This is a genomic window from Sphingobium sp. BYY-5 (genome assembly GCF_022758885.1).
Classification (GTDB): domain Bacteria; phylum Pseudomonadota; class Alphaproteobacteria; order Sphingomonadales; family Sphingomonadaceae; genus Sphingobium.
This window is the reverse complement of record NZ_JALEBH010000001.1, coordinates 1,463,484-1,485,766: the sequence shown is the minus strand read 5'-3', so window position 1 is coordinate 1,485,766 and position 22,283 is coordinate 1,463,484. Positions and strand designations below refer to the sequence as shown.

Genomic DNA, 22,283 nt, shown 5'->3' with positions numbered 1-22,283 from the left:
ACGCTGCGCTCCGGGTCGCGAAAACCCACCATTTTCGCCACGCCATCATCTGAATGTCGATCGGCCCTAGTATCTTCGGAAAGAGGATGCCGTCTCGCGTTTGGATCTAATGATGTAATCGGGGCCGCCTGTCGGGGAACCGGCGCGCGGGCGGGTCGTTTTCATGGCGTAACCAGGAGGATGTGACATGAAGATGGTGAAGCTGATGGCGGTTGCGGTGGGCGTGTCGGTGGTCGCGACGCCGGTGTTGGCGGCGAGCCTGAGCAGCAAGGAGCGTGCGCGGGTGGCACGGGCCGCGCCGCGCGATCGCGACGATGTGCGCTATTGCCTGCTCAAGGGCAAGAAGGGCCGCGACAAGGGCACGGTGATCGGCGCGGCCGGTGGCGCGGGCGTGGGCCTGATCGCCGGGGGTGGCGTGGGCGAGACGCTGCTCGGCGCAGGCGCGGGCGCGCTGGCGGGCCGGGTGATCGGCAAGGGGCAGGGCACCAACAAGGAATGCGATCGGGTGCTGGCGCGGAATAAGTGAGAGGCTTGCCTCGATCAGGTCGTAGACAGCGCCTTTGTCGCGAAATCCTGCCGCCGTGTTGCTATAGTGGTGGGCATGAGAATCCTCCCCTGGAGGGGGCACGAAGTGGTGGAGGGGTGTCCCCCTATCGATAGCGGGATACCCCTCCGTCACGCGCTTCGCGCGCGCCACCTCCCCTGCCAGGGGAGGATTTCTCAAATTGGGATGGCGTAGCGCTGCGGTGGTTTACGGGTGAATTTTGAGGGCGGCCAAGCCCTTTCTCCATATTTCAACCGGCGATTGGCGCCGTTGATCTTCACGATCCTCTCCCCCTGCGGGAGGGGATTTTTTGCGTTCTGGGGGATAAATCCATGAAATGGTTCGGGACGAAAAGCGCGCAGGGATATGGGCAGTGCGATGCGCGGCCGGTGCTGGCGCGGGCATGGGGTTCGGGTGCGGTGGCGTTGGGGGAGTGGCCGGCCAGCTATGAGGCGCAGCTGCGCGCCGGGGTGATGGGCAATGCCGTCGCCCAGCGGGCGATGCGGCTGGTGTCCGAAGGGGCTGGCGCGACGGCGCTCAAGGTGCGGGGCGTGGAGGATAGTGCGCGGGTGCTGGGGCTGGTCGGGCGGGCTTCTGCGGGGCAAGGGCTGGTGGAGACGCTGGCCTGTCACCTGCTGCTGCACGGCAATGCCTATGTCCAGGTGATCGCGGGCGCGGACGGGATGCCGGCCGAGCTGTTCGCGCTGCGGCCCGAGCGGGTAAGCGTGGAGGCGGATGCGCGGGGGTGGCCGGCGGCCTATCTCTATCGCGTGGGGGAGAGCGCGACGCGGCTGTGCCCGGAGGATGGGGCGGGGCGCACGAGCTTGTTGCATATCAAGGCGCTGCATCCGCTGGACGATCATTATGGACTGGGCTGCGTCGGCGCGGCGGCGGGCGCGGTGGCGATCCATAATGCGGCAGCCACGTGGAACAAGGCGCTGCTCGATAATGCGGCGCGGCCTTCGGGCGCGATGGTCTATGATCCGGGCGACGGATCGGTGCTGTCGCCCGAACAGTTTGAGCGGGTGAAGCGGGAGATGGAGGTCGCCTTTGCCGGGGCCGCCAATGCAGGGCGGCCGATGCTGCTGGAGGGCGGGCTGAACTGGCAGGCGATGAGTTTGACGCCTGCCGAGATGGATTTCGTGGGGCTGAAAAGCGGCGCGGCGCGGGAGATCGCGCTGGCGTTTGGGGTGCCGCCGATGCTGATGGGGCTGCCGGGCGACAATAGCTACGCCAATTATCGCGAGGCGAACAAGGCGCTGTGGCGGCAGACGATCCTGCCGCTGGTGGCGAAGATCTGCGCGGGGGTGAGCCAGGGGCTGAACGGCTGGTGGCCGGGCGTGGGACTTGAGGCGGACCTGGACGCGGTGCCGGCGCTGTCGGACGAACGCGCGGCGCTGTGGGAGCGGGTCGCGGCGGCGGACTTCCTGACGGCGGAGGAGAAGAAGGGATTGTTGGGGATGTGAGGGCGGGTTTTAGGGTTGCGGGGGTCTGGCGAGGGAGTCGAGGCGGCAGAAATTGCCGTCCCAGTTCCAGCGGCCGCCCTGCATCAGGCAGTCGCCGACGCGGAACAGGTCGAATTGCCAGGCGATCCCGCCTAGGACCAGCAGAAGGACGAGGATCAGGATTTTGCGATGGGTGCGCTTCATGCGCGCCTAGATAGGCGCGGGCGAGGGCCAGGGGAAGATTGGTTCGCGCGGAGATTTTGGGAGGGCGGGATGAAAGCGGAGATGCTGGCGCGGCTGGTGGCGCAGGCCGAAGGATCGGGGCTACCGGGCGGCGGGGACATGGTGATGATCCGCGCGCTGATCGAGGAGGCGAGCGAACTGGGCGCGGGGCGGGCGCTGGAGCGGCTGGGGCTGGCCGACCGGCGCGCCGAAAGCGATATGCGGGAGCTGCGCGAACTCCTGTCCGCCTGGCGCGACGCGAAGAAGGCGGCGCGCGGCGCGGTGATCGGCTGGGCGGTGCGGATCGTCATGGCGCTGGTGCTGCTGGGCGTGGCGGTGAAGATGGGGTTGCTGGGGCTGGTCAAGGCATGAGCTTGCATCGAGATTCAGCCCAGGGCGGCCTGCAAATGGCGCTGTTCTGCGCTTCCGGTGCTCACGTGCTTTGAGCATGCTGCGCGCCGGTTCCCGAGCAGTACCATTTTCGGTTCACCCTGAACTGAATCTCGACGCAAGCAGCAGGGGCGAGGCAAACGGAGATTTGGAGATGGAGGTAGACATACGCTTTGCCGGTTATGCGGCGGTTTTCGACCGGGTGGACCGGGGCGGGGACGTGGTGCGGGCGGGAGCGTTCGGGCCGGTGGTCGCGGCGGGCGTGCCGCTATTGTGGCAGCATGGGCCGGGCAGCGTCATCGGCGTGGTCGAGCAAGCGCGGGAGGACAAGCGCGGGCTGCGCGTGATCGGGCGGGTGTCGCGGCGTACGGCGGCCGGGCGCGAGGCGGCGGCGGCTTTGGCGAGCGGGGCGCTCGATGGGCTGTCGTTCGGGTATCGGGTGAAGGCGGCGCGGGGCGCCGGGCCGCGGGAATTGCTGGCGCTGGAGCTGGTGGAGGTGAGTCTGGTGACGCACCCGATGCAGGATCTGGCGCGGGTGGTGCGGGTGGAGGGTTAGACGCTCAGCCATTCCAGTCCGCCGGGCAACAGGTCGGCGCTATAGTCAAGTTGCAGGACGCGGCGGTGGCGTGGGTGGATTGCGGCGTCGGAGGCGTGGAGGATGGGCGTGGCGTAGAGCCAGATGTCGCCGCGTTCTGCGAGGCAGGCTTGAGTGCCGCAGGTGGCGACGCGCGTGGCGATGGCGCTTTCGGGAACGCGGCCGTGGCGGTGCGAGCCGGGGGCGATCAGCAGCGGGGCGTTGGCGGCGTCTACCGGATCGAGATGGATGCGCAGGGTCAGCATCCGGTCGAGCAGCGATTGCGGCGGGGCGACATGCTGGATGCCCGACTTGACGGTCCAGGGACCGAAACCGGGCGTGTCGATGCGGGCGCGCACGGCGATGGTGCGGTCCTGGTGCCAGCCGAGCGCCCAGTTGGTGGCGGCGCTCTTGTCGAACAGAATGGCGCGGACGGGCTTTGCGGCGGTGCCCAGATGCGCGGCGGCGTGGCGACCGATGGGGCCGGTGGGGGCGAGGATTTCGGCGAGCGCGGGGAGGCTGGCGAGGCGCTGGCCGGCGCGGTCGGTGGGGAGCGCCGAGAAGGCGGCTTCGATCGCGGCGAGCGCGGTTTCGTCGAGGGCGGCGGGGATGTGTTGGGCGCCGTGGGTGGCGAGGGTGAGGGGCATGATCGATGCGTAGGTCAGTAAGATGTTGCCGACAATATTCGCTTCATCTTTCTTCGCTAGGGAGATGATTGCAAGACGGAGTGGGCATGGACGCAGACGAGCAGCGAGCAACCGTTGGCGACATTGTGTGGCGGGGTTGCCTGATTCTGATGATCCTGCCGTTTGTCTTCATGCTGGGCTTTTGCGGATGGGCGCGATGGGAGGCGCCCAGAAGCTTGTTGCCGCCGGAAGTCGAGTGGACCGAAATCATCGCCTTTGGTGAGACTTATGGGTTGCGCGACGGCTGCGGTTTTGGCGCCTATCGCATTTCGTCAGAGACAAGCGCGCGCTTTGCAGATGGACAGGATTTGCCGTTCGGCTGGTATCCGACACCTTTGCGAAATGGAAGACGATCAATATGCCTATATCGGGTCTGAGCGTAAGCCGATCACGCTTTATGCGCACCATGGAACAACATGTGCGTCCGAGACGGCAAAAAATTGGATATGCCCGACCGCTATCAGCGGGCGCTGAGTGCGCCTGGCAACTGGTACAAGATCTTTAATCATGGTGAGGGTCTGGCGGTGTTTTCTCCCAGGGAGAAGATCGCCTGGTATCTGTATTTCGGATGAACCGGTGATGGGGTGATAGAGGGCGCTGCTCCCTCATCCAACTTCGCCTAACTGGCTGCGCCGGTAAGGCTGCCTATTCTTCTCCCCGTGGGGAGAAGGTTTTTGGTTCAAGGCGGTCCCATTTGGGGCCGCCTTTTTTCGTTTCTGCAAGCGGGAGAATGTGCATGACGGATCAGGTGACGGATAGTCTGGAAGCCAGCTTTGATGCGGTGCTTCAGGGGGAGCGGATCGATGGACTGGAGGGGGAGATTGCGGCGTTGAAGGGCGTGTTGCTGGCGCAGCAGCGGCCGGCGCTGGATGGGGTCAAGGGTGGCGCCGTGGACCCGGCGCGGGCCAATTTCGTGGAGCGCTATCTGCGGCAGGGGCTTGAGGCGGGGGTGGAGCTGAAAAGCTTTCCCGGGGCGTCGGGCGCGGCGGGCGGCTATGCGGTGCCGCGGGAGATCGACCAGTTGATCGGGGCGACGCTGAAGGCGATCTCGCCCATTCGCGGCATCGCCAATGTCGTGCGCACCGGGACAGCGGGCTATCGCAAGCTGGTGAGTGCGGGCGGCATCGTGTCGGGATGGGCCAGCGAAACGGGCGCACGGGCCGAGACGGGGACGCCGAGCTTCAACGAGATCGTGCCGCCCGCAGGCGAGCTGTTCGCCAATCCGGCGGCGAGCCAGGCGATGCTGGACGATGCGCAGTTCGATGTCGAAGGCTGGCTGGCGGGCGAGATTGCGCGCGAGTTCGCGGTGGCGGAGGGCGCGGCCTTCGTCACCGGCAATGGGACGAACAAGCCCAAGGGCTTCCTGACCTATACGGCCACCAATGAGGGGGACGGGGCGCGGGCGTTCGGATCGCTGCAATATGTGGCGTCGGGCGCGGTGGGGGCGTTCCCGGCGCTGAACCCGCAGGACAAGCTCATTGACCTGGTGCAGAGCCTGCGTGCGCCCTATCGCCAGGGGGCAGTGTTCGTGATGAACAGCGCCACGCTGGCGGTGATCCGCAAGATGAAGACGAGCGACGGGGCGTTCATCTGGCAGCCGGGGCTGAGCGCGGCGCAGCCCGCGAGCCTGCTGGGCTATCCGGTGGTCGAGGCGGAGGACATGCCCGATATCGCGGCGGGCAGCCTGTCGATCGCCTTCGGCAATTTCCAGGCGGGCTATGTCATCGCCGAGCGCAGCGACACCAGCATCCTGCGCGATCCGTTCAGCAACAAGCCGTTCGTGCATTTCTATGCGGTGAAGCGGATCGGCGGCGGCGTGGCCAATTCGGAGGCGATCAAGCTGATGAAGTTTGCCGCCTCATAAACGAGGCGGTGGCAAGCTGATGAAGTTTGCCGTTTCCTGACGGGCATCCGATGGTGGGGCGCGGCCCCACCCCGACCCGGCATGACCGGCCCCGTGCTCCTGAAGGAGAGGGGGACCATCTGCGAAGCAATGATGGAGGGGTGTCACCCTATCGAGAGCGGGACACCCCTCCGTCTGGCCTGCGGCCAGCCACCTCCCCTTCCAGGGGAGGATTTTCATATGGTTGGCTCTTAACGCCATAATCGTTTTTTTGTTTTTGGGGAGGCTGGCGTGGGGATCACGGGGCTGGAGATGGCCGACCTGGTGCGGGAGGTCTGTTTTGATGTGGGGACGGGGCCGCTGCGGCTGGGCGGGGCGATGGCGGGGTATCGCGCCTTTGCCGGGGCGGTCGGTGAGGGGGCGGCCTTTCCCTATGTGATTATCGGGACGGGCGATCCGCTGGCCTGGGAGGCGGGGACCGGGATGCTGGATGCCGAGGGGCGGCTGGTGCGGGAGCCGGTGGCGTCGTCGGCCGATGGCGCGGCGGTGGATTTCGCGGAGGGCGAGAAGCGCGTGGGGCTGGCGGTCCATGCCGGCTGGATCGCGGCGATGGAAGGGCATGGCCATGGCCTGGCCGAGGTCGAGGGGCTGACGGTGGCGCTGGCGGGGCGGCAGGCGGCGAGTGGCGCACTGGATGCGATCGCGGCGCTGCCGACGGCGGCGTTCGGGCGGTCGCTGCTGACGCAGGATAGCGCGGCGGGGGTGCGGGCGAGCATCGGTGCGCTGGGCACGACCGGCGCGCAGCGGATGAACGCGGCCGAACTGCATATCAACACGGTGGCAGCGGCGGATTATGGCGTCGATGGCTGGATGGGGCGGCTGAGCATCCTGACGCCGGCGATGGCGGTGCTGATGGACGGCGGGCAGGCGAGTTTCCGTGTGGCCGGGATCGGCGGGCTGGCGAACAACCGGCTCTATCGCGCGAACGGGACGCTGGCGGCGCGGACGGATGTCGTCAGCAACGACGTGATCGGGGACTATAATGTCTGGGGACAGATCGGCGGGACGTTCGCCGAACTGTCGCGCATCCGCACCACCTTTATCGCCACTTCGCCGGGCGCGACCAACCTGGCGTCGCGGATGAGTTTCCATGTCGGGCGCAACGGGTCGGCGGCGCTGGCGGAGGTGTTGCGGCTGGAGCATCAGGCGCTGACCGCCTTTGGCGCGGTGGCGCCGTCGAGCGACAATGGCTTTGCGCTGGGGAGCGCGGCGGCGCGATGGTCGACCGTCTATGCCGCGAGCGGGGCGATCAACACGTCGGACGCGCGGGCCAAGCAGGATGTGGCGGCGGTCGGCGACGATCTGCTCGACGCCTGGGAGATGGTGGACTGGCAGCGGTTCCGTTTTGTCGAGGCGGTGGCGGCCAAGGGCGAGGAAGCGCGCTGGCATGTCGGGCTGGTGGCGCAGGCGGTGCGCGATGCGATCGACGCGCGGCTGGGCGAAGGGACAGCGGTGCGACTGGGGCTGCTGTGCCACGACATATGGGAAGAGGGGGAACGCTGGGGCCTGCGCTACGAGGAATGCCTGGCGCTGGAGGCGGCGATGCAGCGGCGGCGGATGGCGCGGATCGAGGCGCGGATCGACGTGCTGGAGGCGCAATATGGTGCAGGGTGAGGCGCTGGGCGCGGACGTGATCGGTGCGCTGGAGGCGGTGCGGCCGGGTTGGGCTGGGCCGTGGCGGGCGGGCGTGCGGCCGGGCCTTGGCGCGCGGGCCGGGGCGGATGAGCGGGCCGCGCGAGCGGAAACGGAACGGGGGAGCAAGATCAGATGAGCCTGTTTGTGAAAGATCCGCAGGCGCGGATCGACCATGCGATCGACTGGTCCGCCTATCTGGCGGCACAGACGCTGATCGCCAGCGATTGGGCCGTCAGCCCGGAGGAGGCAGGCGGGGTGATCGTGGAGGCGACGGCGTTCGAGGCGCAGCGGAGCAGCGCGCGGCTGTCGGGCGGGGTGGTGGGACGCCTCTATCGGCTGACCAACCATGTGATCCTGTCCGACGGGCAGGTGGACGAGCGGTCGGTGACGATCCGGGTGGAGGAGCGCTGATGTTGGCGGAACGGGAAAGCGGGAACCTGGCGGCGTCGCTGGCGGAATTGAAGGCCTATCTGCGGATCGAGACTGGGGGCGAGGACGCGGTGCTGGCGGGATTGCTGCGCAGCGCGGCGACATTGTGCGAGCAGTTTGTCGGGCAATGGCTGGTCGCGCGGGACGTGCGGGAAACGGTGGCGGGCGACGGCGGCTGGCAAAGGCTGTCGGCGCGGCCAGTGCTGGGCATCGAGAGCGTGGCGGCGGTGGATGCCGACGGGGTGAGCGAGGCGCTGCCGGTCGGGGGCTATGCGATCGACATCGACGCGGCGGGCGATGGCTGGGTCCGGTCGACGCGGGCGGGGGACCGGCGGGTGCTGGCGGTCAGTTATCGCGCGGGGATGGCGAGCGAGATGAATGGCTTGCCCGAAGCGTTGCGGCAGGGGATCGTGCGGCTGGCGGCGGACCATTATCTGGCGCGCGGGACCGAGAGCGCGGCGCCGCCCGCCGTGGTGAGCGCGCTGTGGCGGCCGTTCCGGCGGATGCGGCTGGCATGAGGGCGGCGCTGGAGCGGCTGGCCGAGGCGCGCGCGGCGCGGCGGCGGGCGCGGATCGCGGCGTCGCTGGCGGATGAAGATGTGGCGGCGGTGATCGAGGGTGAGGATGTGCGGGCGTCCGCGCGGGGGCTGGCGGGACGCTGGTCGCGGGAGCTGGCGCTGCGCGAGGCGGGCCGAGGGACGGAGATCATGCGATGAGCGCGGAAGTGGCGGTGCGGGCGGCGGTTCTGGACGCCTTGCGGGCGGACGGGGCGCTGATGGCGGCGGTGAACGGAGTGTATGACGGCGAGCCGGGGCGGGCGGCGGCGCCCTATGGCCATGTCGGCGAATGCCTGGGCGCGGACTGGGGCGGCAAGGAGGTCGAGGGGCGCGAATTGCGGCTGACCATCGGGCTGGCGGTCGCGGAGGAGGGGCCGGGGCGGCTGGGCGGGATGATCGCGCGGGTCGATCCGGCGATACAGGCGGCGGGCGCGCGGGACGGATGGCGGATCGTCAGCGCGCGATTGCTGCGGTCGCGGGTGGCGCGGGGCGGCACCGGGGCCATGAGCGGATGGCGGGCGGTGGTGGATTATCGGATACGGGCGGTGCGGGAGTGAGGGAGAGTTGGGTGGAACCAAGACATTCCCCTCCCTTTCAAGGGAGGGGTTAGGGGTGGGTGGCGAGCGCAGCGAGCCTGCAACCGCCAGGCCAGAACGCCGCTAACGCGGCGCACCCACCCCCTCCCCCTCCCCCTCCCTTAAAAGGGAGGGGAGAAAGAAGGTCCGCTTATGATCGATTGTTACCATTATTCCCTCGTCATGGCGGGCGGGAACTGGCAAATTGCGGGCCGGTCCGGTTGCCTTCATGAGGAGCAGTCCCATGCTCGCACAATTGTTGATTCGATCGCTGTCGGGCGCGGTCTTCATGGCTTTGCTGTTGTTCCTGCCCGCCGGCACCTGGGCATGGCCGCAGGGTTGGGCCTATCTCCTGCTGTTCATCGGATATAGCCTGGCGACCGGCCTGTGGCTGTGGAAGCGCGATCCGCAATTGCTCGCCGGGCGGATGCAATCGCCGCTGAGCAGCGACCAGCGACCGGGCGATCGGATGACTTTCGGCGTCCTGCTGATCGTGTTCTGCGCATGGTTCATCTTCATCGCGTTCGACGCACGGCGCTATGGATGGTCGCATGGTCCGTTATGGGCGCAATTGGTGGGCGCGGCGCTTTTGTTGTGGAGTTTCTGGGGCTGGACGGCCGTGCTGCGCGCCAACAGTTTCGCCGCGGTGAACGTGCGGGTGCAGGGCGAGCGCGACCAGACGGTGATCTCCACCGGTCCCTATGCAGCCGTGCGGCATCCCATGTATGCCTATTGCATCCCCTATGCGATCGGGACGCCGTTGATGCTCGGCTCGCTCTGGGGCCTGCTGGGCCTCATCCCCTTTCTCGCGATCATCGTCATACGCCTGATCGGGGAGGAGACGGTGTTGAGGGAAGGCCTGGCCGGCTATTCCGACTATGCGGCGAAGGTGCGCTTCCGCCTGCTGCCGGGTATCTGGTGAGGGGGGTATCCCGTATCGATAGGGGGACACCCCTCCGTCTGGCCTGCGGCCATCCACCTCCCCTTACAGGGGAGGATTTTTCGTCACTCCCGCCTGCGCGGGAGCGCGCGAGGAAGGTCAGCTTGGTTTGCTGTTGTCCTCATATTCGGCGGTGATCTTGTCGATATATTCGGAAATCTGGTCGTCGGCGTCGCTGTTGGCGGCGGCGTCGGACATTTTGTCGGCCTTGTCCTGCGCGACGATGGCGGAGCGGAAGGCGGATTCCTTGTCGGCGCAGGCCTTTCGCATGGTGGACTGAAACTCGCCGACTGGCAGTTTCTTGTCGAGCGCCGGCTGCATCTGGGCGCTGAGGCACTTGGAAAATTCCTTGCGCCCGTTGCCGACGGCGTCGGCGGACGGGGCGGCGGCGAGCATCATCATGAGCGAAGCAGCAACAAACATCGAGACCTCTCCTTAACCCATTAGTTCACGCTGCGACCGGTCGGCCAAGGTGCCGCCGATTCACTTGTTTTTTCGCGATTTTCCGGGGCGGAGCAAAGGGCTTCGCGCGTCGGTGTCGCTTGGCTGGAGAATGCGCCATGGGCGTCGAAAAAGGAAGTGCGTTTTTGCTGAAGGTCAGCGACGGCAACATGCCTGCAACATATGCGACGGTGGCCGGGATGCGGACCACCCAATTGTCGGTGAACGGCGAGGCGGTGAACATCACCAGCAAGGATTCGGGCGGCTGGCGCGAGCTGCTGTCGGGCGCGGGGGTGCGGTCGGTCAGCGTGTCGGCGGCAGGGCTGTTCACCGGATCGGCGGCCGAGGTGCGCATCCGCAACCATGCGCTGGCCGGCACGATCGAAGATTATGAACTGAGTTTCGAGAGCGGGGAGCGGATGCGGGGACGGTTCCTGGTCACGCGGCTCGACTATGCGGGCGATTATAATGGCGAGCGCAACTATGCGCTGAGCCTGGAAAGCTCCGGCGCGGTGGTGAGCGAATGAGCGCGCCGAATGCGGAGCGCGGGGAGACGGCGCTGGAGCTGGGGGGCGAGCGGCTGGCGCTGCGGCCGAGTTTCGCTGCGCTGGTGGCGGCGGAGGCGGAACTGGGGCCGCTGTTTGATCTGGTTGAGCGGGCGGCGGATGGGAAGCTGTCACTGGGCGATCTGGTCGCCTTGTTCTGGCACTGCCTGGTGGATCGCGAGCGGATGACGCGCGAGGCGCTGGGCGAGGCGGTGCTGGCGATGGGGCTGGCGCGGACGACGCCGGTGCTGAAAGCAATCCTGCAACAGATATTGGCGGGGAAATGATGCGCTTTGCCGAGGCGGCCGGGCGGCTGGCGGGGGTTGCCGGGTGGCTGCTGGGCTGGCGTCCGGATGAGTTCTGGCGCGCGACCCCGGCGGAACTGGCGGCGGTGTTGCGTGCGGCGCGGGGCGAAGAGGCGGCGGGCGAGGTCGGGGTGGATGGCGGAGAGTTGGCCCGGCTGATGGGGGTGATGCCGGATTGAGGCGTCCTCCCCTGAAAAGGGGAGGGCGACCGCCAGCGAAGCTGGTGGTGGAGGGGTGTCACCCTATCGTGAGGGTGACACCCCTCCGTCTGGCCTGCGACCAGCCACCTCCCCTTACAGGGGAGGATTTTCCGATGCTGCGCTCGCAATGACGGTCTTATAATTCATCGGGAGTGATCCGAATGGACGAGGAAATCGAGACGCTGGTGGTGCGGGTGCGGGCGGATACGCAGGGGCTGGCGCGGGATGTCGAGGCGATGCGGGCGGGGATGGAAGGGCCGCTGGCGGACGGGGCCGAGCGGGCCGGGCGGCGGATCGAGCAGGGGTTGCTGCGCGCGGCGCGGACGGGGAAGTTCGGGTTCGAGGATCTGCGGCGGATCGCGGTGAGCGCGCTGGACGAGATCGCCATGAGCGCGCTGCGGTCGGCCGTGGGCGGCGGCGGGGGTGGCGGATCGGGCGGGCTGGCGAGCCTGGGCGCGTCGCTGCTGACGTCGGTGCTGGGGCTGCCGGGGCGGGCGACCGGCGGGCCGGTGGCGCCGGGGCGGGCCTATATGGTCGGCGAGCGCGGGCCGGAGGTCTTCGTGCCGACGACGAGCGGGCAGGTGGTGGCCAATGGCGGTGGCGGCGGACGCGATGTGCGGGTGAGCATCGCGGTCAATGGGCGCGGGCAGGATGGCGCGCCGCAGTTGCTGGCGCGCAGTGCGCGGCAGGTGGCGCGGGCGGTACGGGGGGCGCTGGAGCGATGAGCATAGGCTATTGGCTGGCGGACGCGCGGCGGGGGCAGGAGGCGGGTTTCCTCAAGCGCTTTGCAGCGACGCATTGGACGGTGAATTTTCCCCGGCCGATGATGGCGAGCGTGGTGACGACGGCGCCGGACGCGCTGCGCGTCGATGCGGTGTTCCATGGGTCAGGCGACCTGGCGGGGCTGATCTGGGAGGCGGAGGATAGATGGAGCCATAAGCTGCTGGCCTATGAGACGGACCGGGATTTTCGGGATTGCCTGTTGTCCTTCCGCTGGCGGTCTTCGGGGCTGCGCAAGCTGGACGAGACGCATGGACCGACGCTGACGATCGAGGGGCGGGATGCGGCGGGGACGCCGCGCGCCTGGTATGTGCGGTTGTGGAACTATGCGAGCGGCGGGCCGGAGGATGCCGTCGTCCGGCTGGATTTTTCGGCGCTGAAGGGCGGCTTCAGCCTGCCGGGCGACGCTGATCCGGTGTGGGCTGGGGATGTCGACCGGATGTTCATCTCGCTGGTGCCGCCGGGCTATGACGAGGGGGATGCGCCCTTTGCCGGGGCGGTCGAGGGATGGGCGGAACTGACCGGCATAAGGTGCGACGGCGCGGGGTCGGTGCTGAGCGTGGGCGACGTGATGCTGCCCGAACATGGGCTGTCGATGGCGACCGGCTATGACGATTGTTTCAACCAGACGCCGCAGCGGGTGGTGGAGGCGATCCAGGCGCTGGGCTATCGCGGGGCGATCAACCATTATGTGGGGATGAGCCATTATTTCCGGCTGGAGCGGCTGGGAACGGGGCTTTATGTCAGTCTGGCGGGCGGGGCGCTGAACGGGCCGTGCGCGGCGTGGCACCGGGATTTCGCCCGGCAGGCCAAGGCGCTGGGCATGGGGGTGATCTGGTCGCTATCCTATGAATTGTTCGACGCGCATTGCTGGAACGACTGGAAACAGCGGGCGGAGAATGGCGACCCGGCGCTGACCGGATGGGAACCGCCGTCCACCCTGTTGTCGCCGGCGCATGGCGGGGCGATGGCCTATTTGCAGGCGGTGGCGGTGGCGTTCGTCGCCATCGGGATGGAGGCGGGATTGCCGGTCCTGTTCCAGGTCGGCGAACCCTGGTGGTGGGTGATGCCGGGGGATGGGCGGATATGCGTCTATGATGAGGCTGCGCGGGCGGCACTGGGCGGATCGCCGGTGTCGATACCGAGCGTGTGGGGCGAATTGAGCGCGGCGCAATGCGATCTGCTGGATGCGGCGGGGGCTTTGCTTGCCGGATCGACGGCGGCGTTGTGCGCTTCGGTCAAGGCCGTGGCGCTGGGCGCGGTGACACATCTGCTGGCCTATCTGCCAACGATCCTTGATCCGCGCGCGCCGGAGGCCAAACGGGCCAACATGCCGGTGGGATGGGCGTCGCCCGCTTTCGATGTGCTGCAACTGGAGGATTATGACTGGGTGACGGAGGGGCGGCCCAACCTGACCGGGCGGGGCGTGGCGCTGGCGACGGCGCGGCTGGGCTATCCGATCGGGGAGCAGCATTATTTTTCGGGCTTCGTGCTGTTGCCGACCCAGGCGACGCAATGGCGGGAGATCGTAGCGGCGGCGCAGGCGTCGGTCGCGCGGGGAACGGCGGCGACGTTCGTGTGGGCGTTGCCGCAAGTCTGCCGCGACGGCTTTACCTGTTTCAGCATCGATGGGGAGGATGATGTGCAAGCCTTTGACGATGTGCGGTTTCCGATTGCGATCGGGCGCGAGGCGAGCCTGGCTCCGGCCTTTTCGACGCAGGTGGTGGAAAGTCCGTCCGGGCATGAGCGGCGCAGCAGCGACTGGGCGGATGCGCGGCTGTCCTATGATGCAGGGCCGGGGGTGCGGTCCGACGCGGACATTGCGACGCTGATCGAATTTTTCCGGGCGCGGCGGGGCGCGGCGCGGGGGTTTCGCTTCACCGATCCCTATGATGACCGCAGCGGTGCACGTGGCGTGGCGCCGGGGCCGCTGGACCAGAGGCTGGGCATGGGCGACGGGGTAAAGGCCGCGTTCGCGCTGACCCGCTATTATGGCGCGGGGGAGGAGGCGCAGGCGCGCATCATCACCCGGCCGGTGGCGGGGAGCATACGGGTCGCGGCCGATGGCGTGGAGATGACGAGCGGGTGGAGCCATGCGGGGCTGGGCGTGATCGTGTTCGATGTCGCGCCGGCGGCGGGGGTGATGCTGACGGCGGGGTTCCGCTTCGACGTGCCGGTGCGCTTTGCCGAGGACCGGCTGGAGATCAGCCGCGCGACCTTTGCCGCGGGCGAAGCGGTGTCGGTGCCGCTGGTGGAGATACGCGAATGAGCGGCGCGGAGGCGATGCTGGAGCAGCCTCTCTGCACGCTGGCGTTCTGCTGGCGGATCGAGCGGCGGGACGGGGTGACGATCGGCCTCACCAGCCATGATCGCGACCTGGAGATTGGCGGCCTGATCTATCGCGCCGCGCCGGGGATGACGCCTTCGGCGGTGCGATCGGGCATCGGGCTGGACGGGGAGGACAGCGATCTGGCCGGAGCGCTCTCCAGCGATGCGATCAGCGAAGCGGACCTGATGGCGGGGCGATGGGACGGCGCGGCGCTGGAGTTGCGGCTGACCCAATGGGAAGCGCCGGGCGCGCTGTGGCTGTTGTTGGCGCGGGGCGAGATCGGTGCGGTGTCGCGCAAGGGAGCGGGCTTTTCCGCCGAACTGATCGGGGCGACGGCGGTGCTGGGGGAACCGGTGGCGCCCAGCACATCGCCCGATTGCCGGGCGCGGCTGGGCGACAAGGCCTGCCGGGTCGACATGGCCAAGCGGCGGCGGATCGTAGCGGTGACTGGCGTGGACGGGGCCGAGGCGATGGTGAGCGGGCTGGCGGCGGGCGCCTATGCGTTCGGGACGCTGCGCTGGCTGACCGGGGCGAATGCCGGGCTGGTGCAGGCGGTGGTGGATAATGGCGCGGCTGGGGTGGCGCTGGCCGATCCGCCTGCCTTTGCGGTGACGGCGGGGACGCTGGCGCAACTGACCGAGGGGTGCGACCGGCAATTGGCGACCTGTTCGGGGCGGTTCGGCAATGTCGCGAATTTTCGCGGCGAACCTTATCTGCCGGGGATGGACCTGCTGACGCGCTATCCAGGTGCATGAGGCCCGGCGCATGAGCGGGGGAGAGCGCGCCGTCGCGGTGGCACGGGCGCTGATCGGGGTGCCGTTCCGGCTGCATGGGCGGGACCGGGCCGGGCTGGATTGCGTGGGGCTGGCGGCGCTGGCGATCGGCAGGGTGGATGTCCCCTGCGCTTATGGTTTGCGCAGCGGGGATGTCGCGCGGGCCGAGGGCTGGTTGCGGGCGGCGGGGTTGCGGCGGGTCGCGAGTGGCCGGGCGGGCGATCTGGCGCTGGTGCAGCCGGGGCCGCTGCAACTCCATCTGATGATCGGGACGGGCGAGGGTTTCGTCCACGCCCATGCGGGGCTGGGGCGGGTGGTGGAGATGCCGGGCGCGTCGCCCTGGCCGATCATGGGCTGGTGGCGGGCATGACCGCCGACATTCCGCCCAGGCGGGCCTGCAAAGCGCGCTTTTCTGCGCTCCGGTGCTCACGGACTCTAAGTCCGCTGCGCTCCGGTGCTCAAAAATCACGCTTTTCGGCTCCACCTGCACGAAATGTCGGTCGGTCATGCGGTCGGGTGGAATGAGGCGCGTGGCGATAGGCTGACACCCCTCCGTCTGGCCTTCGGCCATCCACCTCCCCTTCCAGGGGAGGATTTTCTTGGGGAGAATCTTATGGCGACGGTGGTGCTGACGGCGGTGGGCACGGTGCTGGGCGGGCCGATCGGCGGGGCGATCGGGGGGCTGATCGGCAACGTCATCGACAATCAGGTGCTGTTCAAGCCCAAGGGGCGCGAAGGCGCGCGGCTGGCGGACCTGCAATTGCAGACGTCGAGCTATGGCACGCAGGTGCCGAAGATTTTCGGGACGATGCGGGTCGCCGGGACGGTGATCTGGGCGACGGACCTGAGGGAGACGAAGAGCAGGAGCGGCGGCGGCAAGGGGCGGGGGAGCGTCACCAGCTACAGCTATTCGGCGAGTTTCGCGGTGGCGCTGTCTGCGCGGGCGATCCGGCGGATCAGGCGCATCTGGGCCGACGGCAATCTGCTGCGCGGGGCGGCGGGGGACTTCAAGACCGAAGTGACGGGCTTTCGCGTCTATTTGGGCGGCGAGGATCAGGCGGCGGACCCGCTGATCGCGTCGGCGGAAGGGATCGGGCTGACGCCGGCGCATCGGGGCGTCGCTTATGTCGTGTTCGAGGATCGGCTGGTCGAGCCGCTGGCGCTGTCGGGCGGGGAGGGCGAGCCGGGCGGCGTGTTGCGCCTGTCCGCGATCGGCATCGGGGATGTCGAGCCGGCCGTGGCGATGCTGGAGGTGGCGAGCGAGGCGCTGATGCCGCCGTCGCCGGTGCATCTGACGGCGCGGAGGGACGGCGCGGGTGGATGGGCGATCGGCTGGACCCGGCGCAGCCGCAACGGCTGGCGCTGGCTGAGCGGAGGCGATGTGCCGCTGGGCGAGGAAAGCGAGCGCTATGTGGTGCAGGTGATGGACGGCGCGCACGTTGTTCGGCGCGCGGAGACGGTGGCGCCGGGTTGGACCTACGCCGGGCCGATGATGGCGGCCGACGGTATGGCGGGCCGGACGCTGACGGTCGAGGTGCGGCAGGTCGGCACCTATGCCACCGGGCGGCCGGGGCGGATCGTGATTGAGTCTGTTTGAGAATGCGCCCTGACGGGTTTTCGGAAAAGGACGGGACGATGAGCATGGAGACGACGCCGCGATGGGCCTTGCCGCTGCTGCTGGCGGGGCAGGCGCAGAAGGAGCTGTTCCACAATGAGGCGCTGGTGCGGATCGACGCGCTGCTGCACGGGCGGGCGGAGAGTGCCGACCTGGTGAGTCCGCCGGCCGCGCCGGTGATCGGCCGGTGCTGGATCGTGGCCGCAGGCGCGACCGGCGCGTGGAGCGGAGAGGAGGGGAAGATCGCCTGCTGGAGCGAGGGCGGATGGCGTTTTATCGCCCCGCAGGCCGGGGCGTGGCTGGTCATTATGGATCGCGGTCATGAACTGCGGCATGATGGCGTTGAATGGCGCGATGCTCCGGTGCGGGCCGATGGGCTGTATCTCAATGAGGAGAAGGTGATCGGTCCCCGTCAGGGCGCAATCGCGGATCCGGCTGGCGGCGCTGTGATTGACGTTGAGGCGCGCAATACGCTGCTGGCGGTGCTAGACGCCTTGCGCGGGCATGGGCTGATATATTCGTAATTTTGTCACAATTGCATTCGTTTGCCCGCCAAGGTGCGTTTTAGCCTTAATTTCTTTTAAAATAGTGTAAAGCCCTCACCAACAATGGCCTACTGCGTTATTTTTGCAACGGTTTCACTAAATGTGGACTTGCCATGAAACCTTCTTCCGGATACAGGGTTTCAGCAGTCCTTCGTGACACTTTTGAAAGGGGAATCCATATGCGGAAGCTTGCCCTCGCGGCTGCGCTTGCGACCAGTGCCCTGGCCACCCCGGCCTTGGCGCGCGATAATAGCTGGTATGTTGGCGTGGACGCCGGCGTGCTGCTCGTCGAAGATCAGAACCTGACCTTCGACAACGTCCCTGTTGGTGGCTCGACGGTTCCGTCGATCGACTATCATAAGGGGTATGATTTTGACGCGAACATCGGTTACGACTTCGGCGGTTTCCGCCTGGAAGCCGAAGCTGGTTACAAGCGCGCCAAGATCGACTTCGACGGTACCGGTGGCGGTTTCGGCGGCGCGGCTTCGGCCCTGTCGTTCATGCTGAACGGTTTGCTGGACTTCGGTCCCGATGACGGCCTGCAGGGCTTTGTCGGCGGCGGTGTCGGCGTATCGCGCGGCAAGCTCGCCAACGACCTGGTTAACGATTCCGACACCGGTTTCGCCTGGCAGGCGATTGCGGGTGTTCGCTATCCGGTCACGAGCCATGTCGACGTTTCGCTGAAATATCGTTTCTTCAACCAGGACGATATCAAGCTGATCCCTGCCTATTCGTCGATCTACGGCGTTGCTGGCTCGAACGCGGAAACCAAGCTGCGCACGCACAGCCTGCTGCTCGGCCTGACCTACAACTTCGGCGAACCGGCTGCTCCGCCTCCGCCGCCGCCTCCGCCGCCTCCTCCGCCCCCGCCGCCTCCGCCGCCGCCTCCGCCGGCTCCGGAATGCTCGCCTGGGCCGTACATCGTCTTCTTCGAATGGGACAAGTCGGACATCACGCCTGACGCCGCCACCATTCTGGATAACGCGGTTTCGGCTTACAGCAGCTGTGGCAGCGCCCAGGTCATGCTGGCGGGCCATGCGGACCGTTCAGGTTCGGCCTCGTACAACGTCGGCCTGTCGCAGCGCCGCGCTGACTCGGTCAAGGCCTATCTGGCTTCGAAGGGTATCCCGGATGGTGTGATGACCACCCAGGCCTTCGGTGAATCGCAGCCGCGCGTCGAAACTGCCGACGGTGTCCGCGAAGTCCAGAACCGTCGGGTGGAAATCACCTACGGTCCGGGTTCGGGTCAGTAATCAGATTGTCCGTCCTTTAAGGATGGATGAAGGAAGAGGGGCCGGTCGCAAGACCGGCCCTTTTTTCGTTGGGGAAGAGTGTGGCCCGGATGCTCCATGGAGCGCAGTCCACGGACCGAAGAATATGGGCGGGAGGCTTCTTTGGTCGGGTTGCTCACCCGATCGTCATCCCGGCACAGGAGGGGGCGAAGGCGGTTACTCATAACCCTGGATGCTGACTTTCGTCAGCATGACGGCGAGGGGAAGGCGCCAGTCCGCTTGTGATCGCGCGACGCTGTTCCGGGCATCGCATATCTTTTGATGCCTTTTTCCCCGGTTTCACGCTTCCGGGCGGGTGCAGATCCAACTGCCGCCGATCAGCGCGGCGGCGATCGGGACGAGGAACCAGGGCCAGGGGGAGAAGATCAGCGCCAGCAGCACGCTGAAGGCAAAGGCGGCGAGGGCGGCTTTCTTGCCGCGGCGGCTGATCGCGCCATGCTCGCGCCAGCGGCGGATATGTGGACCGAAATGCTTGTGATCCAGCAGCTTGGCCTCCAGCCGGGGGCTGGAGCGGGCGAAGCAGAAGGCGGCCAGGATCATGAAGGGAACGGTCGGTAGCAGCGGCAGGAACGCACCGATCGTGCCCAGGCCGATCGAGAGGAAGCCCGCGATAAGGTAAAGATGCCGCCGCATGGTCTTCCCGTATTTGAGAGGTGGATCATAATGCTGCCTTACATGCTAATGCTTCGCAGGTGCCGGGTGGTGTGGCAAGGCGGATGTGGCGGGCTTTTCGATTTTGCCGATCTGATTGCTGCGGCTGTGCCGGGTAATTTGCGGCCGGAGATCGGATCATTGATGGCGATAGGTACATGGTTTGCGAGGGCGCGCGGCTAAGCGATGGGGTAGACGCCCTCCCGACGGCATCAATTCAACCAAAGCTGAAATGAATGCCAACCCCAATATGCAAGGACAGGCCTGATCCGGCATCTAGTGGAGCGAATGTGACATTTGAGTCCCCCCTGGGGCTAGACTCGCGCTCACATGTCACATTCAAAAGCTCCACTAGAATCAAATAGTTGCTAGTGGTCCTGATGATTCCGGCATTTGCTCCGGAGCATGAGGCAAAGGGTAGCAAATGCCGGAATCGGACCACTAGGGCCATAAAAGGCGTCACCTGCGACTCTGGATGCCGGATCAGGCCTGCCCTGAGCAACTGTGTTCATGCGGACTGATATTCAATGTTGTTTTTGACCATGGCGTTGAAAATGAGGCTGAGGCTTCCGCTTTAACCTGAATGTCGATCGGTCCTAGTTGTTTCTTGACGACTTCTTTATCGCGGGTTTCCGAAGGGCGGGCGGGTGCCTGACTCTGGAGGGGTGAATATGTCGGATGAACGGAGCGTAAGGGTCATTCCGAGGCAGACGCTGGAATCAAAGCAGTTTGTCGTTGACGTGGAGAAAGCTCTGGCCATCACGCCGCTTCTCAATCGCCTGACATACGCCGATACCGAAGAGATCCAGTCCCTTTTTGAAGCGCTGGCGGGTAGTAGGGTGGGAGAGAATTTCCGTCTTATTCCACCATTTTACACCGATTGCGGAACGAATATCCGCATTGGAAACCGTGTTTTCATCAATCAGAATTGCACTTTCTACTCGCTCGCGGAAATCATTATCGGCGACGATGTTATGATCGGCCCAAATGTCAGCCTGATAACTTCCGAACATCCGGTCGCCCCATCGCAGCGTCATGCTTTTCTTCGAGGGGAGCCGATCATTGTTGAGAAGGGGGTATGGATCGCGGCGGGCGTGACGATCATCGGCGGCGTAACCATTGGCGAGAATGCAGTCGTAGCTGCCGGGTCGGTTGTAACGCGAGATATTCCGGCAAATACACTTGCAGCAGGCAACCCTGCGAAGGTTGTTCGGTCAATTCAAGGCGAGTAGGATTCTGTCTGACCTTGGTTGTTTTATGACCTTAGCTTACCGTTCGCCCAGGGCTTGTCGGAGGGCAGCACTTTTTTCAAGTTAACGACAAAAGAGAAGTGCAGGGGCTTCGACAGGCTCAGCCTCAACGGTTTTTCTTATGTCCGCTTCTGGCCGTTTTCCGTCTTTTCGCAGGAAGGACCAAGCCGTCTCACGCCGCGGGCAGCCGCAGGCGCACCAACAGGCCGCCCAGGTCCTCGCTTTCCTCAAGCTTGACCGTGCCGCCGTAGATTTCGGCCACGTCGCGGACGATGGCGAGGCCGAGGCCGGTGCCGGGTTTGCCGGAATCGAGGCGCACGCCGCGGTCGAAAATGCGTATGCGCTCGGTTTCGGGGATGCCCATGCCGTCATCCTCGACCAATATCTCCACCATGCCCGCCGCGCGGGCGACCACGGTGGCGAAGACGCTGCCGCCGCCATATTTGGCGGCATTCTCGATCAGGTTGCCGAGCATTTCGTCCAGATCCTGGCGCTCGACGCGGACTGCCGCCGCCTTGTCGCCGTCCATGTCGACGCGGACGTCGGGATAGAGGCGCTGCACGGCGCGTTCGACCGCTTCCAGGCTGGTCCAGACCTCCGCCCGGCTTTGCGCCGCGCCGCGCCGGCCGACGGCGCGGGCGCGGGCGAGATGATGGTCGACCTGCCGCCGCATCGTCGTCGCTTCGCGGATCACGGTTTCGCCCAGATCGGGGGATTGCGCGGTGGCCGCGTTCATGACGACTGTCAGCGGCGTCTTGAGCGCATGGGCGAGATTGCCCGCATGGGTGCGCGCTTCCTCCGCCTGGCGTTCATTATGGGCGAGGAGGGCGTTCAGTTCCTCGACCATGGGCAGCACTTCGGCGGGCATGGGTTCGGTGACGCGGCTCTTTTCGCCGCCGCGCATCCGCACGATCTCCAGCCGCACCTTGCGCAGCGGGCGCAGGCCGTAGATGGTCTGGAGCGTGGCCAGCACGAACAGGCCGAGCGCGAGCAGCGCGAAACTCTTGAACAGGGTGGAGCGCAGCGTCCTGATCTGCCCGTCCAGCCCTTCGCGCGCCTGCGCCACCATGAACATCCAGCGCGCGTTGGAGCCGGGCAGGATGACGGTGCGCTCCATGATGCGCAGATCCTCGTCCGGAAACTGCTTGCTGTCATAGACATGGAGGTGGCGGTCATGATGTTCGGCCGGCACGGCGAGCGCGCGGTCCCAGAGCGAGCGGGAACGCCAATCCTCATGCCCCTTGGCGCTGATCTGGTAATAGAGGCCGCTATTGGGTTCCAGGAAACGCTGGTCGGCGAGTTCGCGGTTGAACAGCACTTCGCCATCCGGGCCGATTTCCGACGCCGCGATCATGGCGGTGAGGACATAGTTCATGCCGTCGTCGAAATTGCGCGTGATCGCGTCCGCCAGCACCCGGTCCAGCGCCACGCCGCCGCCGATCAGCAGCACGCTGATCCACAGCGCGGCGATGCCGATCATCCGGCGGCTGATCGAGCCGGTGGAACGGACGGGGGGAGGGGATATGGGATCGGCCATGCTAATTCGCTCCCCCCATAACTGTTCGGCCTGAGCTTGTCGAAGCCCGTGCTTGAGCGGAGCGAAGGCGCCTCACTTCGTTCGGCGTGGCCCTTCGACTTCGCTCAGGGCGAACGGTGGA

The 22,283-nt window shown here is 66.6% G+C and carries 30 protein-coding genes; 25 read left to right on the top strand and 5 right to left on the bottom strand.

Annotated features, from left to right (window positions below):
- Positions 1–187 precede the first annotated feature (187 nt).
- A complete protein-coding gene (locus tag MOK15_RS07120) occupies positions 188–526 on the top strand; it encodes a hypothetical protein (protein WP_242930957.1) in 339 nt (112 codons plus the stop codon).
- 350 nt (positions 527–876) lie between these two features.
- Positions 877–2,010, top strand: coding sequence for a phage portal protein (locus MOK15_RS07115; protein ID WP_242930956.1), 1,134 nt, complete (start codon positions 877–879; stop codon positions 2,008–2,010).
- Positions 2,011–2,019: 9 nt separating this feature from the next.
- Here the strand turns inward: MOK15_RS07115 and MOK15_RS07110 are convergent, their stop codons facing one another.
- Positions 2,020–2,193 carry a hypothetical protein gene (locus MOK15_RS07110; protein ID WP_242930955.1) on the bottom strand — a complete coding sequence of 58 codons (174 nt, stop codon included), beginning with the start codon at positions 2,191–2,193 and terminating at the stop codon, positions 2,020–2,022.
- Between the two features lie 69 nt (positions 2,194–2,262).
- Between MOK15_RS07110 and MOK15_RS07105 the strand changes: the two genes are divergently transcribed.
- Positions 2,263–2,583, top strand: a complete 321-nt coding sequence (locus MOK15_RS07105) for a DUF6127 family protein (RefSeq protein ID WP_242930954.1) — start codon at positions 2,263–2,265, stop codon at positions 2,581–2,583.
- 172 nt (positions 2,584–2,755) lie between these two features.
- Entirely contained in the window at positions 2,756–3,157 is a 402-nt protein-coding gene (locus MOK15_RS07100) for an HK97 family phage prohead protease (protein WP_242930953.1), read from the top strand.
- Here the strand turns inward: MOK15_RS07100 and MOK15_RS07095 are convergent.
- Positions 3,154–3,822, bottom strand: a complete 669-nt coding sequence (locus MOK15_RS07095; RefSeq protein WP_242930952.1) for a phytanoyl-CoA dioxygenase family protein — start codon at positions 3,820–3,822, stop codon at positions 3,154–3,156. The two genes, MOK15_RS07100 and MOK15_RS07095, sit on opposite strands and share 4 nt — an antisense overlap.
- Positions 3,823–3,908: 86 nt before the next feature.
- Between MOK15_RS07095 and MOK15_RS07090 the strand changes: the two genes are divergently transcribed.
- The 10 genes from MOK15_RS07090 to MOK15_RS07050 all read left to right on the top strand — a co-directional run bounded on the left by MOK15_RS07090 (position 3,909) and on the right by MOK15_RS07050 (position 9,881).
- Positions 3,909–4,238 carry a hypothetical protein gene (locus MOK15_RS07090; protein ID WP_242930951.1) on the top strand — a complete coding sequence of 110 codons (330 nt, stop codon included), beginning with the start codon at positions 3,909–3,911 and terminating at the stop codon, positions 4,236–4,238.
- Positions 4,239–4,307: 69 nt separating this feature from the next.
- The gene (locus MOK15_RS21860) at positions 4,308–4,433 is read left to right on the top strand and encodes a hypothetical protein (protein WP_278254128.1); all 126 of its coding nucleotides are present in this window, start codon (positions 4,308–4,310) and stop codon (positions 4,431–4,433) included.
- A gap of 164 nt (positions 4,434–4,597) precedes the next feature.
- Entirely contained in the window at positions 4,598–5,725 is a 1,128-nt protein-coding gene (locus tag MOK15_RS07085; protein WP_242930950.1) for a phage major capsid protein, read from the top strand.
- 270 nt (positions 5,726–5,995) lie between these two features.
- Positions 5,996–7,378, top strand: a complete 1,383-nt coding sequence (locus tag MOK15_RS21995; RefSeq protein ID WP_242930949.1) for a tail fiber domain-containing protein — start codon at positions 5,996–5,998, stop codon at positions 7,376–7,378.
- Positions 7,365–7,535, top strand: a complete 171-nt coding sequence (locus tag MOK15_RS07075) for a hypothetical protein (protein WP_242930948.1) — start codon at positions 7,365–7,367, stop codon at positions 7,533–7,535. The genes MOK15_RS21995 and MOK15_RS07075 overlap by 14 nt, the downstream gene beginning before the upstream one ends.
- Positions 7,532–7,810: a hypothetical protein gene (locus MOK15_RS07070; RefSeq protein WP_242930947.1), complete on the top strand. Its 279-nt coding sequence runs from the start codon at positions 7,532–7,534 to the stop codon at positions 7,808–7,810. The genes MOK15_RS07075 and MOK15_RS07070 overlap by 4 nt, the downstream gene beginning before the upstream one ends.
- On the top strand, positions 7,810–8,346 hold the full coding sequence (locus MOK15_RS07065) for a hypothetical protein (RefSeq protein ID WP_242930946.1): 537 nt from the start codon (positions 7,810–7,812) through the stop codon (positions 8,344–8,346). Before MOK15_RS07070 ends, MOK15_RS07065 begins: the two co-directional genes overlap by 1 nt.
- On the top strand, positions 8,343–8,543 hold the full coding sequence (locus MOK15_RS07060) for a hypothetical protein (protein ID WP_242930945.1): 201 nt from the start codon (positions 8,343–8,345) through the stop codon (positions 8,541–8,543). The genes MOK15_RS07065 and MOK15_RS07060 overlap by 4 nt, the downstream gene beginning before the upstream one ends.
- Complete coding sequence (locus MOK15_RS07055; protein WP_242930944.1) at positions 8,540–8,941, top strand: DUF3168 domain-containing protein; 402 nt, start codon at positions 8,540–8,542, stop codon at positions 8,939–8,941. Before MOK15_RS07060 ends, MOK15_RS07055 begins: the two co-directional genes overlap by 4 nt.
- A 247-nt stretch (positions 8,942–9,188) precedes the next feature.
- Positions 9,189–9,881 carry an isoprenylcysteine carboxylmethyltransferase family protein gene (locus tag MOK15_RS07050; protein ID WP_242930943.1) on the top strand — a complete coding sequence of 231 codons (693 nt, stop codon included), beginning with the start codon at positions 9,189–9,191 and terminating at the stop codon, positions 9,879–9,881.
- A gap of 117 nt (positions 9,882–9,998) precedes the next feature.
- Here the strand turns inward: MOK15_RS07050 and MOK15_RS07045 are convergent, their stop codons facing one another.
- Positions 9,999–10,322, bottom strand: a complete 324-nt coding sequence (locus tag MOK15_RS07045) for a hypothetical protein (protein WP_242930942.1) — start codon at positions 10,320–10,322, stop codon at positions 9,999–10,001.
- A gap of 137 nt (positions 10,323–10,459) precedes the next feature.
- Here MOK15_RS07045 and MOK15_RS07040 point away from each other — a divergent pair, with 137 nt between their 5' ends.
- The 10 genes from MOK15_RS07040 (at position 10,460) to MOK15_RS06995 (ending at position 18,685) form a co-directional block, all read left to right on the top strand.
- Entirely contained in the window at positions 10,460–10,867 is a 408-nt protein-coding gene (locus MOK15_RS07040) for a phage major tail protein, TP901-1 family (RefSeq protein ID WP_242930941.1), read from the top strand.
- A complete protein-coding gene (locus MOK15_RS07035; RefSeq protein WP_242930940.1) occupies positions 10,864–11,172 on the top strand; it encodes a gene transfer agent family protein in 309 nt (102 codons plus the stop codon). The genes MOK15_RS07040 and MOK15_RS07035 overlap by 4 nt, the downstream gene beginning before the upstream one ends.
- Positions 11,169–11,369 carry a phage tail assembly chaperone gene (locus MOK15_RS07030; RefSeq protein ID WP_242930939.1) on the top strand — a complete coding sequence of 67 codons (201 nt, stop codon included), beginning with the start codon at positions 11,169–11,171 and terminating at the stop codon, positions 11,367–11,369. Before MOK15_RS07035 ends, MOK15_RS07030 begins: the two co-directional genes overlap by 4 nt.
- Before the next feature lie 182 nt (positions 11,370–11,551).
- Positions 11,552–12,115 (top strand): tail tape measure protein, encoded by a 564-nt coding sequence (locus MOK15_RS07025; RefSeq protein ID WP_242930938.1) that lies wholly within the window; start codon positions 11,552–11,554, stop codon positions 12,113–12,115.
- On the top strand, positions 12,112–14,439 hold the full coding sequence (locus MOK15_RS07020) for a DUF2460 domain-containing protein (RefSeq protein WP_242930937.1): 2,328 nt from the start codon (positions 12,112–12,114) through the stop codon (positions 14,437–14,439). Before MOK15_RS07025 ends, MOK15_RS07020 begins: the two co-directional genes overlap by 4 nt.
- Positions 14,436–15,254: a DUF2163 domain-containing protein gene (locus MOK15_RS07015; protein ID WP_242930936.1), complete on the top strand. Its 819-nt coding sequence runs from the start codon at positions 14,436–14,438 to the stop codon at positions 15,252–15,254. Before MOK15_RS07020 ends, MOK15_RS07015 begins: the two co-directional genes overlap by 4 nt.
- Positions 15,255–15,264: 10 nt before the next feature.
- Positions 15,265–15,642, top strand: a complete 378-nt coding sequence (locus MOK15_RS07010; RefSeq protein WP_242930935.1) for a C40 family peptidase — start codon at positions 15,265–15,267, stop codon at positions 15,640–15,642.
- 243 nt (positions 15,643–15,885) lie between these two features.
- On the top strand, positions 15,886–16,869 hold the full coding sequence (locus MOK15_RS07005; protein ID WP_242930934.1) for a hypothetical protein: 984 nt from the start codon (positions 15,886–15,888) through the stop codon (positions 16,867–16,869).
- 38 nt (positions 16,870–16,907) lie between these two features.
- Positions 16,908–17,411 carry a DUF2793 domain-containing protein gene (locus tag MOK15_RS07000; RefSeq protein WP_242930933.1) on the top strand — a complete coding sequence of 168 codons (504 nt, stop codon included), beginning with the start codon at positions 16,908–16,910 and terminating at the stop codon, positions 17,409–17,411.
- 200 nt (positions 17,412–17,611) lie between these two features.
- Complete coding sequence (locus tag MOK15_RS06995) at positions 17,612–18,685, top strand: OmpA family protein (RefSeq protein ID WP_242930932.1); 1,074 nt, start codon at positions 17,612–17,614, stop codon at positions 18,683–18,685.
- Positions 18,686–19,003: 318 nt separating this feature from the next.
- Here the strand turns inward: MOK15_RS06995 and MOK15_RS06990 are convergent, their stop codons facing one another.
- Positions 19,004–19,357, bottom strand: coding sequence for a YbaN family protein (locus tag MOK15_RS06990; protein WP_242930931.1), 354 nt, complete (start codon positions 19,355–19,357; stop codon positions 19,004–19,006).
- A gap of 689 nt (positions 19,358–20,046) precedes the next feature.
- Here MOK15_RS06990 and MOK15_RS06985 point away from each other — a divergent pair.
- On the top strand, positions 20,047–20,607 hold the full coding sequence (locus MOK15_RS06985; RefSeq protein ID WP_242930930.1) for a sugar O-acetyltransferase: 561 nt from the start codon (positions 20,047–20,049) through the stop codon (positions 20,605–20,607).
- A gap of 190 nt (positions 20,608–20,797) precedes the next feature.
- Here the strand turns inward: MOK15_RS06985 and MOK15_RS06980 are convergent, their stop codons facing one another.
- Positions 20,798–22,105, bottom strand: a complete 1,308-nt coding sequence (locus MOK15_RS06980) for a HAMP domain-containing sensor histidine kinase (protein WP_347567218.1) — start codon at positions 22,103–22,105, stop codon at positions 20,798–20,800.
- Positions 22,106–22,283: the final 178 nt, after the last annotated feature.

Bases quoted from the DNA above. Each gene is read 5' to 3' on its own strand.
- MOK15_RS07085 (WP_242930950.1), top strand. From the start codon at position 4,598: ATGACGGATCAGGTGACGGATAGTCTGGAAGCCAGCTTTGATGCGGTG.
- MOK15_RS07110 (WP_242930955.1), bottom strand. From the start codon at position 2,193: ATGAAGCGCACCCATCGCAAAATCCTGATCCTCGTCCTTCTGCTGGTC.
- MOK15_RS07075 (WP_242930948.1), top strand. From the start codon at position 7,365: ATGGTGCAGGGTGAGGCGCTGGGCGCGGACGTGATCGGTGCGCTGGAG.
- MOK15_RS07035 (WP_242930940.1), top strand. From the start codon at position 10,864: ATGAGCGCGCCGAATGCGGAGCGCGGGGAGACGGCGCTGGAGCTGGGG.
- MOK15_RS06995 (WP_242930932.1), top strand. From the start codon at position 17,612: ATGCGGAAGCTTGCCCTCGCGGCTGCGCTTGCGACCAGTGCCCTGGCC.
- MOK15_RS07030 (WP_242930939.1), top strand. From the start codon at position 11,169: ATGATGCGCTTTGCCGAGGCGGCCGGGCGGCTGGCGGGGGTTGCCGGG.
- MOK15_RS06990 (WP_242930931.1), bottom strand. From the start codon at position 19,357: ATGCGGCGGCATCTTTACCTTATCGCGGGCTTCCTCTCGATCGGCCTG.
- MOK15_RS07065 (WP_242930946.1), top strand. From the start codon at position 7,810: ATGTTGGCGGAACGGGAAAGCGGGAACCTGGCGGCGTCGCTGGCGGAA.
- MOK15_RS07025 (WP_242930938.1), top strand. From the start codon at position 11,552: ATGGACGAGGAAATCGAGACGCTGGTGGTGCGGGTGCGGGCGGATACG.
- MOK15_RS07070 (WP_242930947.1), top strand. From the start codon at position 7,532: ATGAGCCTGTTTGTGAAAGATCCGCAGGCGCGGATCGACCATGCGATC.
- MOK15_RS07000 (WP_242930933.1), top strand. From the start codon at position 16,908: ATGAGCATGGAGACGACGCCGCGATGGGCCTTGCCGCTGCTGCTGGCG.
- MOK15_RS21860 (WP_278254128.1), top strand. From the start codon at position 4,308: ATGCCCGACCGCTATCAGCGGGCGCTGAGTGCGCCTGGCAACTGGTAC.
- MOK15_RS06980 (WP_347567218.1), bottom strand. From the start codon at position 22,105: ATGATCGGCATCGCCGCGCTGTGGATCAGCGTGCTGCTGATCGGCGGC.
- MOK15_RS07105 (WP_242930954.1), top strand. From the start codon at position 2,263: ATGAAAGCGGAGATGCTGGCGCGGCTGGTGGCGCAGGCCGAAGGATCG.
- MOK15_RS07045 (WP_242930942.1), bottom strand. From the start codon at position 10,322: ATGTTTGTTGCTGCTTCGCTCATGATGATGCTCGCCGCCGCCCCGTCC.
- MOK15_RS07095 (WP_242930952.1), bottom strand. From the start codon at position 3,822: ATGCCCCTCACCCTCGCCACCCACGGCGCCCAACACATCCCCGCCGCC.
- MOK15_RS07090 (WP_242930951.1), top strand. From the start codon at position 3,909: ATGGACGCAGACGAGCAGCGAGCAACCGTTGGCGACATTGTGTGGCGG.
- MOK15_RS07050 (WP_242930943.1), top strand. From the start codon at position 9,189: ATGAGGAGCAGTCCCATGCTCGCACAATTGTTGATTCGATCGCTGTCG.
- MOK15_RS07100 (WP_242930953.1), top strand. From the start codon at position 2,756: ATGGAGGTAGACATACGCTTTGCCGGTTATGCGGCGGTTTTCGACCGG.
- MOK15_RS06985 (WP_242930930.1), top strand. From the start codon at position 20,047: ATGTCGGATGAACGGAGCGTAAGGGTCATTCCGAGGCAGACGCTGGAA.
- MOK15_RS07040 (WP_242930941.1), top strand. From the start codon at position 10,460: ATGGGCGTCGAAAAAGGAAGTGCGTTTTTGCTGAAGGTCAGCGACGGC.
- MOK15_RS07055 (WP_242930944.1), top strand. From the start codon at position 8,540: ATGAGCGCGGAAGTGGCGGTGCGGGCGGCGGTTCTGGACGCCTTGCGG.
- MOK15_RS07020 (WP_242930937.1), top strand. From the start codon at position 12,112: ATGAGCATAGGCTATTGGCTGGCGGACGCGCGGCGGGGGCAGGAGGCG.
- MOK15_RS07015 (WP_242930936.1), top strand. From the start codon at position 14,436: ATGAGCGGCGCGGAGGCGATGCTGGAGCAGCCTCTCTGCACGCTGGCG.
- MOK15_RS07060 (WP_242930945.1), top strand. From the start codon at position 8,343: ATGAGGGCGGCGCTGGAGCGGCTGGCCGAGGCGCGCGCGGCGCGGCGG.
- MOK15_RS07115 (WP_242930956.1), top strand. From the start codon at position 877: ATGAAATGGTTCGGGACGAAAAGCGCGCAGGGATATGGGCAGTGCGAT.
- MOK15_RS07005 (WP_242930934.1), top strand. From the start codon at position 15,886: ATGGCGACGGTGGTGCTGACGGCGGTGGGCACGGTGCTGGGCGGGCCG.
- MOK15_RS07010 (WP_242930935.1), top strand. From the start codon at position 15,265: ATGAGCGGGGGAGAGCGCGCCGTCGCGGTGGCACGGGCGCTGATCGGG.
- MOK15_RS07120 (WP_242930957.1), top strand. From the start codon at position 188: ATGAAGATGGTGAAGCTGATGGCGGTTGCGGTGGGCGTGTCGGTGGTC.